At 72.5% G+C, this 13,998-nt stretch carries 11 protein-coding genes; 9 read left to right on the plus strand and 2 right to left on the minus strand.

Translation table 11 applies throughout. From position 1 onward, the window contains the following. The first annotated feature begins 118 nt into the window (after positions 1–118). Positions 119–1,477 (plus strand): glucosylglycerate hydrolase, encoded by a 1,359-nt coding sequence (gene ggh / locus ABD324_RS03345; protein WP_344412199.1) that lies wholly within the window; start codon positions 119–121, stop codon positions 1,475–1,477. 193 nt (positions 1,478–1,670) lie between these two features. Here ggh and acnA read toward each other — a convergent pair whose 3' ends face one another. Together acnA and ABD324_RS03355 are read right to left on the minus strand one after the other, a co-directional pair. Beyond that, entirely contained in the window at positions 1,671–4,487 is a 2,817-nt protein-coding gene (gene acnA / locus ABD324_RS03350) for an aconitate hydratase AcnA (protein WP_344412201.1), read from the minus strand. Positions 4,488–4,727: 240 nt separating this feature from the next. Beyond that, entirely contained in the window at positions 4,728–6,365 is a 1,638-nt protein-coding gene (locus tag ABD324_RS03355; protein WP_344412203.1) for a flagellar basal body-associated FliL family protein, read from the minus strand. A gap of 263 nt (positions 6,366–6,628) precedes the next feature. Here ABD324_RS03355 and ABD324_RS03360 point away from each other — a divergent pair, with 263 nt between their 5' ends. From ABD324_RS03360 to ABD324_RS03395, 8 genes are read left to right on the plus strand one after another with little or no spacing between them, the layout of a single operon-like run. Beyond that, positions 6,629–7,945, plus strand: a complete 1,317-nt coding sequence (locus ABD324_RS03360) for an NlpC/P60 family protein (RefSeq protein WP_344412205.1) — start codon at positions 6,629–6,631, stop codon at positions 7,943–7,945. Next, positions 7,945–8,328: a tRNA (N6-threonylcarbamoyladenosine(37)-N6)-methyltransferase TrmO gene (gene tsaA / locus ABD324_RS03365; RefSeq protein ID WP_344412208.1), complete on the plus strand. Its 384-nt coding sequence runs from the start codon at positions 7,945–7,947 to the stop codon at positions 8,326–8,328. The genes ABD324_RS03360 and tsaA overlap by 1 nt, the downstream gene beginning before the upstream one ends. Before the next feature lie 47 nt (positions 8,329–8,375). Continuing rightward, positions 8,376–9,443, plus strand: coding sequence for an AAA family ATPase (locus ABD324_RS03370; RefSeq protein WP_344412210.1), 1,068 nt, complete (start codon positions 8,376–8,378; stop codon positions 9,441–9,443). Then, entirely contained in the window at positions 9,440–10,360 is a 921-nt protein-coding gene (locus ABD324_RS03375; protein WP_344412212.1) for a DUF58 domain-containing protein, read from the plus strand. Before ABD324_RS03370 ends, ABD324_RS03375 begins: the two co-directional genes overlap by 4 nt. Further along, a complete protein-coding gene (locus ABD324_RS03380; protein ID WP_344412214.1) occupies positions 10,361–11,350 on the plus strand; it encodes a VWA domain-containing protein in 990 nt (329 codons plus the stop codon). Between the two features lie 52 nt (positions 11,351–11,402). Then, positions 11,403–12,113 (plus strand): 3-oxoacyl-ACP reductase FabG, encoded by a 711-nt coding sequence (gene fabG / locus ABD324_RS03385; protein ID WP_344412216.1) that lies wholly within the window; start codon positions 11,403–11,405, stop codon positions 12,111–12,113. Between the two features lie 30 nt (positions 12,114–12,143). Continuing rightward, positions 12,144–12,920 carry an enoyl-ACP reductase FabI gene (gene fabI, locus ABD324_RS03390; RefSeq protein WP_425565721.1) on the plus strand — a complete coding sequence of 259 codons (777 nt, stop codon included), beginning with the start codon at positions 12,144–12,146 and terminating at the stop codon, positions 12,918–12,920. 7 nt (positions 12,921–12,927) lie between these two features. Then, entirely contained in the window at positions 12,928–13,938 is a 1,011-nt protein-coding gene (locus tag ABD324_RS03395; RefSeq protein ID WP_344412218.1) for a ferrochelatase, read from the plus strand. Positions 13,939–13,998: the final 60 nt, after the last annotated feature.

Genomic DNA, 13,998 nt, shown 5'->3' on the forward strand with positions numbered 1-13,998 from the left:
TCGATTCCGATGAGGGAGTGCGGGGTGTTGTGATCCATCCGATGCCCGGTTACCGTTGAGTTAAGTACCGCCGGGACAGATCGGGCGTCGGTCGACGCCGGAAGGATGCGCAGCCTCCGTGAGCACCGACACCGACCTCGGCCACGTGTCCCTCCTGACCGGCGGCTCGCTCGCCGGCCAGGCCGCGGGAGTCCTGCGCACCAACGACATGGGCGGCTGGACCAAGGCCGCGCCCCTGCTCTACCCGCACCAGTGGAGCTGGGACAGCGCGTTCGTCGCGATCGGCTGGGCCCAGGTGGACGTGCGCCGGGCGATGACCGAGCAGCAGCGGCTGTTCGAGGCGCAGTGGGCCAACGGGATGGTCCCCCAGATCGTCTTCAACCCGCTCGCCGGCGCGGAGTCGTACTTCCCGGACCCGGCCCGCTGGGCGGTCGAGGTCTCGCCCGCGGCCCCGGTCGGCGTCGCCGAGACCAGCGGGATCTGCCAGCCCCCGGTGCACGCGATCGCGGTCGCGCGCATCTGGGAGGTCGCCGAGGGGACCGGGGCGGAGGCCGACGTCCGCGCCGAGATCCGCGCACTGTTCCCGAAGCTGATGGCCTGGCACCGCTACCTGGCCGAGACCCGCGACCCGTCCGGGTCCGGCCTGGTCACGACGTACCACCCGTGGGAGGGCATCGACAACTCCCCGCGATGGGACGGCGTGCTGGCGCGGCTCGAGATCGGCGAGGTCCCGCCCTACGTGCGGCGTGATCTCTCCCACGTCGCCGACGCCGGCCAGCGTCCCACGAACGACACCTACGACCGCTTCCTCTGGCTGCTCGAGCTGCTCAAGCACCACCGCTACGACGACGCGGAGCTGCACGCCCACTACCCGTTCCTGGTCAAGGACGTGTTCCTGACGTCCGTGCTGATCATGGCGAACCGGGCGCTGCTGGGACTGGCGGAGGTCGTCGGGGCCACCGAGGCCGAGCGCCGCACGATCCGGGGCTGGCTGGAGCGCGGTCGCGCCGGCATCGCGTCGACCGTCGACGAGCGGACCGGGCTGGCGTACGACGTCGACATGGCCACCGGCGCCCCGATCGAGGTCGCGACCTTCGCCGGTCTCTCGCAGCTGCTCGATGCCGGCGCCGCGGCCCCGCTGCGCGCCCGCAGCCGCGCGATCCTGGACTCCGCGGACTTCGCCGGCCACCCCGGCCTGCGCTGGGCGATGATCCCCAGCACGAGCCCCCGCGAGCGGTGCTTCGATCCCCGCAACTACTGGCGCGGTCCCGTCTGGCCGATCGTCAACTGGCTGTTCTGGCGCGGCCTGCGGGACGGCGGCGACACCGCCCGCGCCGCGGCCCTGCGCGCGGAGTCCCTGGAGTCCCTCCACGAGGTCGGCTTCGCCGAGTACTTCGACCCCATGACCGGCGAGGCCCTCGGCTCCGCCATGCAGTCCTGGACCGCCGCGGTCACCCTCGACTGGCTCGCGTCCTGATCGGCCGCGTCTCCTGCTGTACGACTGCCCGACCTGCGACAGGCTCGAGGTGTGCCCGGGCTCTCAGGGGCACCGGCATCACCCGATGACGAAGCGGGCCCCGCACCTCACCGGAGGTGCGGGGCCCGTCTCCGCAGGTCACCCGGGTGGTGAGTGGTGCTACCGCGTCGAGGGGCAGCACCACTCACCGCGGTCAGCCGGCGAGCATGCCGCGCAGGACGTACTGCAGGATGCCGCCGTTGCGGTAGTAGTCCGCCTCGCCGGGGGTGTCGATGCGGACGACCGCGTCGAACTCGACCTTCTCGCCGGACTCCTTGGTCGCGGTGACGTGCACCGTGCGGGGGGTGGAACCCTCGTTCAGCGCGGTGATGCCCGCGATGTCGAAGGTCTCCGTGCCGTCGAGGCCCAGCGACGCAGCCGACTCGCCCTGCGGGAACTGCAGGGGGATGACGCCCATGCCGATCAGGTTCGAGCGGTGGATGCGCTCGAAGGACTCCACGATCACGGCCTTGACGCCCAGGAGCGCGGTGCCCTTGGCCGCCCAGTCGCGCGACGAGCCGGAGCCGTACTCCTTGCCGCCCAGCACGACCAGCGGGGTGCCCGCGGCCGCGTAGTTCTGCGCGGCGTCGTAGATGAACGCCTGCGGGGCACCGTCGACGGTGAAGTCCCGGGTGTAGCCGCCCGACACCCCGCCCTCGACGATCGCGTCAAGCAGCTGGTTGCGCAGCCGGATGTTCGCGAACGTGCCGCGGATCATCACCTCGTGGTTGCCGCGGCGCGAGCCGAAGGAGTTGAAGTCCTTCTTGTCCACGCCGTTCTCGTCGAGGTACTGCGCGGCCGGGGTGCCCGGCTTGATCGCACCGGCGGGGGAGATGTGGTCCGTGGTGACCGAGTCGCCCAGCAGCGCGAGCACGCGGGCGCCGGCGATGTCCTCGACCGGGGCCGGCTCGGAGGCCATGCCCTCGAAGTACGGGGGCTTGCGCACGTAGGTGGACTTCTGGTCCCACTCGAAGGTGTTGCCCTCCGGGGTGGGCAGCGCGCGCCAGCGGTCGTCGCCGCGGAAGACGTCCGAGTAGGACTTGGCGAACATGTCCTCGTCGATGGCGCTGTCCATCACCGCGTTGATGTCCTCGGTGGCGGGCCAGATGTCCTTCAGGAACACGGGGTTCCCGTCGGTGTCCGTGCCCAGGGGCTGCGTCTCGAAGTCGAAGTCCATCGTGCCGGCCAGCGCGTACGCGACGACCAGCGGCGGCGACGCCAGGTAGTTCATCTTGACGTCCGGGTTGATCCGGCCCTCGAAGTTCCGGTTGCCCGAGAGCACCGAGACCACGGAGAGGTCGGCCTCGTTGACCGCGGCGGAGACCTCCTCGGGCAGCGGGCCCGAGTTGCCGATGCAGGTGGTGCAGCCGTAGCCGACGAGGTTGTAGCCCAGCTTGTCGAGGTAGGGCCAGAGACCGGCCTTCTCGTAGTAGTCCGTGACGACCTGGCTGCCCGGCGCCATCGACGTCTTGACCCACGGCTTGACCGTGAGGCCCTTCTCGACGGCGCTCTTGGCCAGCAGCGCCGCGCCGAGCATGACGCTCGGGTTGGACGTGTTGGTGCAGGAGGTGATCGAGGCGATCACCACGGCGCCGTGGTCGAGCACGAACTCGCCGCGCGAGCCGGTGACCTTCGTCGGCTTCGACGGCCGACCCGCGCAGCCCTCGGCCGCGGAGAACACGACCGGCGCGGCCTCGTGACCGGTCGTCGAGGTGGCGGGGGCGTCGCTGGCCGGGAACGACTCGTCCGAGGACTCGTCGACGCCCTGGAGCTGCTCGGCGACGGCGTCGTCGGTGTAGGCGGTGACGGCCTTGCGGAACGCGGCCTTGGCCGAGGACAGCTCGATGCGGTCCTGCGGGCGCTTCGGGCCGGAGATCGACGGGACGACCGTCGACAGGTCCAGCTCGAGCTTCTCGGAGAACTTCGGCTCGGCGGCCGGGTCCAGCCACAGCCCCTGCTCCTTGGCGTACGCCTCGACGAGCGCGATCTGCTCGGCGGAGCGGCCGGTGAGCTTGAGGTAGCGGACGGTCTCGTCGTCGATCGGGAAGATCGCGGCGGTGGAGCCGAACTCCGGGCTCATGTTGCCGATGGTGGCGCGGTTGGCCAGCGGGACGGCGGAGACGCCGGCGCCGTAGAACTCCACGAACTTGCCGACGACGCCCTGCTTGCGCAGCATCTCGGTGATCGTGAGCACCACGTCCGTGGCGGTGACGCCCGCGGGGATCTCGCCGGTGAGCTTGAAGCCCAGCACCTTCGGGATCAGCATCGACACGGGCTGGCCGAGCATCGCGGCCTCGGCCTCGATGCCGCCGACGCCCCAGCCCAGCACACCCAGACCGTTGACCATCGTGGTGTGGGAGTCGGTGCCGACCAGGGTGTCCGGGTAGGCCTGCCCCTTGCGGGCCATGACCGTGCGCGCGAGGTGCTCGATGTTGACCTGGTGCACGATGCCGGTGCCCGGCGGGACGACCTTGAACTCGTCGAACGCGCCCTGGCCCCAGCGCAGGAACTGGTAGCGCTCCTGGTTGCGGCCGTACTCGAACTCGATGTTCTTCTCGAACGCGTCCGAGGTGCCGAAGAAGTCGATCATCACCGAGTGGTCGATGACCAGCTCGGCCGGGGCGAGCGGGTTGACCTTGTCCGGATCGCCGCCCATCTCGGTGACGGCCTCGCGCATGGTGGCCAGGTCGACGACGCAGGGCACACCGGTGAAGTCCTGCATGATCACCCGGGCGGGGGTGAACTGGATCTCGGTGTCCGGCTCGGCGCTCGGGTCCCAGTCCGCCAGGGCGCGGACGTGGTCGGCGGTGACGTTCGCGCCGTCCTCCGTGCGCAGCAGGTTCTCGAGCAGCACCTTGAGGCTGTAGGGCAGCGACTGCGAGCCCTCGACGGCGGAGAGCCGGAAGATCTCGTAGCTGTTGTCACCGACCTCGAGGGTCCCCTTGGCTCCGAAGCTGTCCGTGGTTGCCACTGTTCGGCTCTCCTCCTGCGGCGCGTGGTGGTCGCTGTGGGCGCGTGTGTTCCGGGTACCTCGCGGGGAGTCTCGCGCACCTCGCCTGTCACGGCGGCGTGACCCCTCGGTTCCGCCCCAAACAGTACGCCTGTCCTATATACGGGTCGAGCGAGGGGGGCGCAGGTCACGTGGCCACGAGAACGGCCGGCACCCTCGTGGGAGGTGCCGGCCGTCGTCGGGCGGGGAGTCGAGCGGGGATCAGCGCCCGGAGAGCAGCGCGTCCAGGTCACCCGGCTGCAGCGCGGCCAGCAGGTCGCCGTAGAGCGAGACGACCGTCTGACCGGGGGAGACGTACCACTGGCCGTCGACCTTGGTGGTCACGACCTTGACGTCGAGCATCGCCTTCGCGAGCCGGGGCAGCATCTGCTGCACGGCACTCGACGCCGAGCCCAGGCCGACCTGCGACTCGACGAGCCCGCCGAGATCCTGGGCGCACAGCCGCGGCGGCGCACCCTCGACACCGGAGATCGTCAGGCAGTCCCCGGTACGGGTCAGGGTGACCTGCTGGCCGCTGTCGGAGACGGTGAGGCTGGCCAGCGACAGGCCGGTGTGCCCCCGGACGTCCGTCGGCGTCGTCTTGAGGTCGACGAGCTTCGCGCCCGAGGGCGACGAGCTCCCGGCGGCCTTGACGATCGCCTCGCCGGCGTCGTGCAGCGCGGCCATCTCCTGCGGGTCGGTCAGCTCGATGAGCCGGCGGGCGTCGGAGTCCATGGCGGCCTGCACGACCTGCTTCACCGCCTCCTCGCCGCTGGCGGCGCCGCGGGCGGCGACCGGGGTGGCCGGCCAGGCCTGGCCGGACTCCTTGAGCGCGTAGTCCGCGGCGGTGTAGAAGGCGCTGACGTACCACTGGCCGTCGACCTTGGTGGTCGCGATCCGGATCGGGCCGCCCTGCTCCTTGACGACCTGCGCGATGTCGACCGTCTGCCGGAGGCCCGCCGGCGGGGCGCCGTTCGGGTACACCTTCTGCTTGAAGGAGTCCGTGAACGGCAACGTGTTCGGGTCCGAGTTGGTGGTGATCGTGCCGGCCACCAGCTTCGTGATCGTGAGGTTCGGGTTGATGTTCTCGGCCGCCGCGTCGTCGAACTTGAGGCCGGTGAAGGTCGCGGTGTTCAGGCTGGCGTCGGCCGCGACGCCCGGCTTGAGCACGTTGAGCCGCTGCAGCTCCTTGGTGACGACGGTGCCCAGGTCGGTCAGCAGGGCCGCCTCGTTGGGCGCGAGCTTCCCGTAGGCCTTGGCGTAGTCCTTGTCCTGCAGGTTCTGCGCCAGGGTGGTGACGGCGAGGGGTCCGGTGTCCGCACCCTTGCTGCTGCCGCCGAGCAGCGCCCAGGCGGTGCCGCCGCCCGCGAGCAGGACGAGCACGGCGACGATCGCGGTGATCAGTGGCCAGCGCTTGCGCTTCGGCGGCTCACCGCCCTCGGCGCCGGGAGGCGGGCCCCAGGAGGGCGGGCCGCCGCCGTACTGCTGGCCGGTGGGCTGCTGACCGTACTGCTGCTGGCCGTACTGCTGCTGCCCGTACTGCTCCTGTCCCGGGGCGGGGTACTGCGCGGTGCCGCCGGGGCCGTACTGGCCCTGCGGGGGGTACTGGCCCTGCGGGGGGTACTGGCCCTGCTGGGGGTACTGGGACGGGTCGTACCCGGGCTGCTGGCCGTACTGCTGCTGCCCGTACTGCTGCCCGTACTGGGGCTGGCCGGGCTGGGGCTGGCCGTACTGCTGCTGGTCCGGCTGCCCGTACTGCTGGCCCGCCTGCTGTCCGGCCTGCTCGGGCGACCAGCCCTGCTGGCCCCCCTGCGGCCACTGCTGGTCGCCGGGTTGCCGGCCGTATCCGCCTTCGCTCACTGTCTCGTCCCCTCTGCGTGCGCCGCGATCGGCGCGTTCCCCCCGGACTATCGATCCTCGCGCACCGTCCGAAACAGGGTGGAAGTACCGACATCGACTACTCCGTCCGGAGTAGTGAACCAGACGGCGCCGCAGCGGCCGGGTCCTCCGAGAGGAGGAAGTTCGTGCGCGTCACGGGCGTGGCGCCGCGGCCGGGAGCCGCCGGGGTGAGAAGGTCCGCGCGCTCGGGACGATCTTCGGGAGGGTGGGCGGCGGTGCGGATCATGCGCGGGATCGTGCTGATCGTGCTGGTCGCGCTCCTGGGGACCGCCGTCGGTTCCGGTGTCGCCGGTGCGGCGCCGGATCCCACGCCGCCGCCGAACCCGAGCAACCAGGACCTGCAGAACAGTCGCAACCAGGTGAACAGCCAGGCGGCGAACGTGGCGGCGCTGACGAAGTCGCTGTCGGACCTGCAAGGGCAGGCGGACGACCTGCAGATTCAGGTGGCCGAGCAGCACGAGTCGGCGCTCCAGGCGATGGACGTGCTGAGCGGCGCCCAGCAGGCGGCCGACGCGGCCACCGCGAAGGCGAACGCGGCCCGGGCGCAGACCGAGGCGGCGGGCAAGGCGATCGACGCGGCCCGCGCCCGGCTCGACGACTTCGTGGCCGGCACCTACTCCCAGGGCCTCGACCTCGGCCCGATCGGGCTGCTCACCACGGCGACCGGCCCGCAGGACCTGATCGACCGCGCCCAGTACACGGACTCCCTCGCCGAACAGCAGGCCTCCGTGCTCGACGGGCTGCAGCGCGCCCGCGTCGACAAGGCGAACGCGGACTCGTCCGCCCGTGCCGCGCAGGACGAGGCCGAGAAGCGCCGGCAGGCCGCCGTCTCGGCCAAGGCCGCCGCCGACGCCGCGCTCGCCGGGGCCCAGCAGGCCGCGGCCGTGCAGGCCCGCCGGCTCGCGGACGTCCAGGCCAAGCAGGCGCAGGTCCAGGCCCAGCTCGACGCCGCCGTGAACTCCGATGCCGGGCTCCGCGCCCAGCGCCAGCGCTTCCAGGACTGGCAGGCCCAGCAGGCGGCGGCCGAGGCCGCCGAGCAGCGCCGCGCCCAGGAGGAGGCCGCCTCCCGCGCCGGCCGGTCCGTGCCCCCGCCGGCGGGGGTGCGCTCCACCGGGTCCGGTGCCGTCCAGACCGTCATCGACCGCGCGATGGCCCAGCTCGGCGTCCGGTACTCGTGGGGCGGCGGCAACTCCCGCGGCCCGACCGTCGGGATCCACGACGGCGGCGTCGCGGACTCCTACGGCGACTACAAGAACGTCGGCTTCGACTGCTCGGGCCTGATGCTCTACGCCTTCGCGGGGGTCGGCGTGAACCTGCCGCGCTACAGCGGCAACCAGCACGCGTTCGGCGACCAGGTCCCGCTCGCCCAGATGAAGCCGGGCGACATGCTCTCCTGGGCCCGGGCCGGCCGCATCTACCACATCGCCCTCTACATCGGGAACGGCAAGATGATCGAGGCGCCGTACTCCGGCTCGTCGGTCAGGATCTCGCCGGTCCGCTACAGCGGCGGGCTGCTCCCGACGGTCTCGCGGGTCCTCTAGTGCAGCTGGTCGCGGTCGGGCACGTCGAGTCGGCGCTGACCGATCCGGCCGCCGCGCCGAAGCAGGGCACCGAGGGCGCCCCGCCCGCGACGGTCGTGCTCGACCCGGAGTACGCGGACGCGGCCCGGGACCTGCGGGTAGGGGACCGGATCGTGCTGCTCACCTGGCTCGACCGGGCCCGCCGCGACGTCCGGGTGGTCCATCCCCGCGACGATCCCGCGGCACCGGAGCGCGGGGTGTTCGCCACCCGCTCGGCGGACCGGCCCAACCCGCTGGGGCTGCACGAGGTCACGGTCGTCGCGGTGGACGGGCTGCGGATCGGCGTCGACGCGCTCGAGGCGGTGGACGGCACCCCGGTCGTCGACGTCAAGATCGCGATCTGACGGTCCCGCTCACAGTCGTCACACGGGCCCTGCAGTGCAATGGGTGCGTGAGCGTGCACCCTGAGTCCGAAGCGGGCGCCACCCCCAGCACCCCGAAGGCCGACGCGGAGACCCTCGAGCGGGCCGTCTTCGAGATCAAGCGGGTCATCGTGGGGCAGGACCGGCTGGTCGAGCGGATGCTCGTCGGCCTGCTGGCCCGCGGCCACCTGCTGCTGGAGGGTGTGCCGGGCGTGGCGAAGACCCTCGCCGTCGAGACCGTCGCGAAGGTCGTCGGCGGGAGCTTCTCGCGCCTGCAGTTCACCCCGGACCTCGTCCCGGCGGACATCCTCGGCACCCGGATCTACCGGCAGGGACGCGAGGAGTTCGACGTCGAGCTCGGCCCGGTCGTCGCCAACTTCGTGCTGGCGGACGAGATCAACCGCGCGCCCGCCAAGGTCCAGTCGGCGATGCTCGAGGTCATGGCCGAGCGGCACCTGTCGATCGGCGGCCGCACCTTCCCGATGCCGGACCCGTTCCTGGTGCTCGCCACCCAGAACCCCATCGAGAACGAGGGCGTCTACCCGCTGCCCGAGGCGCAGCGGGACCGCTTCCTGTTCAAGATCCTCGTGGAGTACCCGGGGGTCGAGGAGGAGCGCGAGATCGTCTACCGGATGGGCGCCACGCCGCCGGTGGCCGAGCAGGTCATGGAGCCGGCCGAGCTGGTGCGGCTGCAGGGCGTCGCCGCGCAGGTCTTCGTGCACCACGCGCTCGTCGACTACGTGGTGCGGCTCGTGGTGGCCACCCGGACGCCGGCCGAGCACGACCTCGGCGACATCGCCGGCTGGGTCGCCTACGGCGCCTCCCCGCGGGCCACGCTCGGGATCGTCGCCGGTGCGCGGGCGCTCGCGCTGGTCCGCGGGCGGGACTACGTGCTCCCGCAGGACGTCCTCGACGTGGCGCCGGATGTGCTGCGGCACCGGCTCGTGCTCTCCTACGACGCCATCGCCGACCAGGTCCCGGTGGACCACATCGTGTCCCGGGTGCTGCAGACGGTGCCGTTGCCGCAGGTCACCGCGCGTCCGCAGGCGGCCCCGGCCGCGACTCCCTACACACCGGCACCCGGGCCGTCTCAGTGACGGCCGCCGCGGCGGCGGGCCCCCCGTCGCTGCGGACGGAGAAGCTCGACGCCGCCCTGCGCACCCTCGAGCTGTCCGTCCGCGGCCGGCTCGACGGGCTCCTGCAGGGCAACCACCTCGGCCTGCTGCCCGGTCCGGGCTCCGAGCCGGGGGAGGCGCGCCCGTACCGCGCCGGGGACGACGTGCGGCGCATGGACTGGGCCGTCACCGCGCGGACGACCGAGCCGCACGTCCGGGAGACGATCGCGGACCGCGAGCTGGAGACGTGGGCGGTCGTGGACCTCTCGCCGAGCCTCGACTTCGGCACCGCCCGCTGCGAGAAGCGGGATCTCGCGGTGGCGGCGCTGGCCGCCGTCGCGCACCTGACCCGCGGGGGCGGCAACCGGATCGGGGCCGTGGTGTCCACCGGCGCCGAGACCGTCCGGGTCCCGGCCCGGGGCGGCGTCGCGCACTCGCGGCTGCTGCTCAAGCAGGTCGCGGAGATGCCGCGGGCCGCGGAGGGCACGCGCGGGGACCTGGCGGCCGCCCTCGAGCAGCTGCGCCGCCCGCCGCGCCGCCGGGGCCTCGCCGTCGTGATCTCGGACTTCCTCGGCGAGCCGACCTGGGAACGGTCCCTGCGCGGCCTCGGTGCCCGGCACGAGCTGCTCGCCGTCGAGGTCCTCGATCCCCGCGAGCTCGACCTGCCGGACGTCGGGACCGTGGTGCTGGCGGACCCGGAGACCGGGCGGCAGCGCGAGATCGAGACCACGCCGCTGCTGCGCCGCGAGTACGCCGCGGCGGCCCTGGCCCACCGGGAGCGGGTGGCCGACGCGCTGCGCCGCTCGGGCGCCGGGCACCTGCGGCTGCGCACGGACTCGGACTGGATCTCCGACATCGTCCGGTTCACCCTGGCCCGCAAGCGGACCTGGGGGCGCTAGGTGTTCTCCTCGCCGTGGTGGCTGCTCGGGCTGGTCGTGGTGGCCGCGCTCGTCGCGGGCTACGTGGTCCTGCTGCGCCGGCGGCGCCGGGACGTCGTGCGGTTCACGAACCTCGAGCTGCTGGAGACCGTCGCGCCGAAGCGGCCCGGCTGGTACCGGCACCTCCCCGCGGCGGCGCTGATCACCGCGCTCGCCGTGCTCACGATCGCGCTGGCCGGCCCGCAGGCCGAGGCGAAGGTGCCGCGCAACCGGGCCACCGTCGTCCTCGTCATCGACGTCTCGCTGTCCATGCAGGCCACGGACGTCGCGCCCACCCGGCTCGCCGCCGCCCAGGCCGCCGCGAAGCAGTTCGCGGACCAACTGACGCCGGGCATCAACCTCGGCCTGGTCTCCTTCGCCGGGACCGCCGCGGTACTGGTGTCGCCGACGACGGACCGGGAGTCGGTGAAGCGCGCCGTCGACGGGCTGAAGCTCTCCGAGTCCACGGCGACCGGCGAGGCGATCTTCGCGGCCATGCAGTCCATCGAGTCCTTCTCGCAGACCGTCGCCGCCACCGGCACGACCGGCACCGAACCGCCGCCCCCGGCCCGGATCGTGCTGATGAGCGACGGCAAGCAGACCGTCCCCGGCCCGGACGGCGAGAACGAGCCCCGCGGCTCCTTCACCGCGGCCCGGCAGGCGGCGCAGGCCAAGGTGCCGGTGTCCACGATCTCGTTCGGCACCGAGTACGGGACGATCGACATCGAGGGCGGGCGCACCCGGGTCGCCGTGGACGACGCCTCGATGCGCCAGATCGCGGACCTCTCCGGCGGGCAGTTCTTCACCGCCGCCAGCGAGGCCGAGCTCAAACGCGTCTACGCGGACCTCTCCGAGCAGATCGGCTACGAGACCCGCAAGGTCGACACGAGCAGGCCCTGGCTGGCCGGAGGGGCGCTGTTGCTGGTCCTCGGGGTGGGGGCCGGCCTGGCCCTCGGGCGCCGCTTGCCGTGAGTCTCGTCGCCGCGGCCGGTTACCGGCGAGTGGTGCACTAGGTTCTACGCCCGTGGGTAGGAGCGTGCTGGTCACCGGAGGAAACCGCGGCATCGGCCTGGCGATCGCGGAGGCATTCGCGGCCCAGGGGGACCAGGTGGCGGTGACGTACCGCAGCTCGGCCGACGGCATCCCCGACGGGTTGCTGCCGGTCAAGTGCGACGTCACGGACGCCGCCGCCGTCGACGCCGCGTTCGCGGAGGTCGAGGCCGCGCACGGCCCCGTCGAGGTGCTGGTGTCCAACGCGGGCATCACGGACGACGGGCTGCTGATGCGGATGGGGGAGGACTCGTTCACCTCGGTGATCGACGCCAACCTCACCGCGGCGTACCGGGTCGCGAAGCGGGCCTCCCGCGGGATGCTCAAGGCCCGCGGCGGGCGGATGATCTTCATCTCGTCCGTGGTCGGGCTGCTGGGCAGCGCCGGGCAGGTCAACTACGCGGCCTCGAAGAGCGGGCTGGTCGGGCTCGCCCGCTCGATCGCCCGCGAGCTCGGCTCTCGCGGGATCACGGCGAACGTCGTCGCCCCCGGGTTCGTCGACACCGACATGACGCGCGCGCTCCCCGAGGCGCGCCGCAAGGAGATCACGGCGCAGGTCCCGCTGGGCCGCTACGCCTCGGCCGAGGAGATCGCCGGGGCGGTCACCTGGCTGGGCTCGGACGCAGCCGGGTACGTCACCGGGGCGGTCATCCCGGTCGACGGCGGCCTGGGCATGGGCCACTAGATCGCTTCCCGAACTGACGAAAGGGTCCTGATGGGGCTGCTCGAGGGCAAGAAGCTGCTGGTCACCGGTGTGATCACGGACGCGTCGCTCGCGTTCCACGCGGCGAAGATCGCGCAGGAGCAGGGTGCGGAGGTCGTGCTCACCGGTTTCGGCCGGATGCGGCTGGTGGAGCGGATCGCGCAGCGGCTGCCGAAGCCGGCGCCGGTCGTGGAGCTCGATGTCTCGGACCAGTCGCAGCTCGACTCGCTCGTCGAGCGGGTCACCCCCCATCTCGGCGACGAGCCCCGGCTCGACGGCGTGCTGCACTCCATCGGCTTCGCGCCGTCGACGTGCCTGGGTGAGGGGGCGTTCATGAACGCCCCGTGGGAGGACGTCGCCACGACCATCCAGGTCAGCGCGTACTCGTTCAAGTCGCTCTCCACGGCGCTGCTGCCCCTGCTCGGCGAGGGCTCGTCGATCGTCGGCATGGACTTCGACAACCGGCAGGCCTGGCCCGCGTACGACTGGATGGGCGTCGCCAAGGCGACCCTGGAGTCCGTCACCCGGTACCTGGCTCGGGACCTGGGCCCGCGCAAGATCCGGGTCAACCTGGTCGCCGCCGGCCCGGTGAAGACCATGGCCGCCAAGTCCATCCCGGGCTTCGCCGCGTTCGAGGACAACTGGGACCCGCGCGCGCCCCTGGGCTGGGACGCGTCGGACCCGGTGCCGGTGGCGAAGACGGTGTGCGCCTTGCTGTCCGACTGGCTGCCGGCCACCACGGGCTCGATGGTGTGGGCGGACGGCGGCTTCCACGCGATCGCGGTCTAATACTCGGGTGTACGATGCGCTCCTGCTCCTGTCCTTCGGTGGCCCGGAAGGTCCCGACGAGGTCCGCCCGTTCCTGGAGAACGTGGTGCGGGGGCGCGGCGTCCCACCCGAGCGGCTCGACGCCGTCGAGGAGCACTACCGGCACTTCGGCGGCGTCTCGCCGATCAACGCCTGCAACCGGGAGCTGATCTCCGCGCTCCGCGCCCGCACGGACCTGCCGGTCTACTTCGGGAACCGGAACTGGCACCCGCTCGTCGAGGACACGGTCACGGAGATGGCCCGCGACGGGATCCGGGACGCGCTGGTGTTCGCCACCAGCGCCTACGGCGGGTTCTCGGCCTGCCGGCAGTACGACGACGACATCGCGCGGGCCCGGGCCGCCGTGCCGGACGCGCCGCGGCTGACCAAGCTGCGGCACTTCTTCGACCATCCGCTGTTCGTCTCCGCCAACGCCGCCGCCCTCCGTGCGGTCCTCACGCCCGGGGCTCGGGTCGTCTTCACCGCCCACTCGATCCCCGTCTCCGCGGACGCCGCGGCCGGCGTCCCCGCGGAGGGCGGGCACCGCTACTCCCGGCAGATCGCGGAGACGGCGCGGCTCGTGGCCGACGCGGCGGGGGTGGCGGAGTACGACGTCGTGTGGCAGTCCCGCTCCGGCCCGCCCCAGGTCCCGTGGCTGGAACCGGACGTGGTGGACCACGTGGAGGCCCTGCACGCCAAGGGGATCGGCGCGGTCGTGATCGCCCCTGTCGGGTTCGTGTCCGACCACGTCGAGGTCGTGTGGGACCTGGACAACGAGGCCGCCGAGAAGGCAGCGGAGCTGGGCATGGCCTTCGCCCGCGCCGCCACCGCGGGCCCCTCGCCGGAGTTCGCGGACATGGTGGTCGAGCTGATCGAGGAGCACACGGCCGGCGCGCCCCCCCGCCGCCTCAGCACCCTCCCCTCCGGGGGCTGCACCGAGAACGGCACCCCCTGCGCGATCGACTGCTGCCTCCCCGCCCGCCGCCCCACCCGCCCGTAAATCCCGCGAGTCGGCACTTTCGGGAGCCCGAAATACACGCTGACGACGGTCGCCGTGAGT

It is taken from the genome of Pseudonocardia ailaonensis, assembly GCF_039531635.1.
In the GTDB taxonomy this organism is placed as follows: domain Bacteria; phylum Actinomycetota; class Actinomycetes; order Mycobacteriales; family Pseudonocardiaceae; genus Pseudonocardia; species Pseudonocardia ailaonensis.

What these genes read in the sequence shown, in the direction of transcription:
- ABD324_RS03360 (WP_344412205.1), top strand. Translation starts at nt 6,629, where the DNA reads ATGCGCGGGATCGTGCTGATCGTGCTGGTCGCGCTCCTGGGGACCGCC.
- fabI (WP_425565721.1), top strand. Translation starts at nt 12,144, where the DNA reads ATGGGGCTGCTCGAGGGCAAGAAGCTGCTGGTCACCGGTGTGATCACG.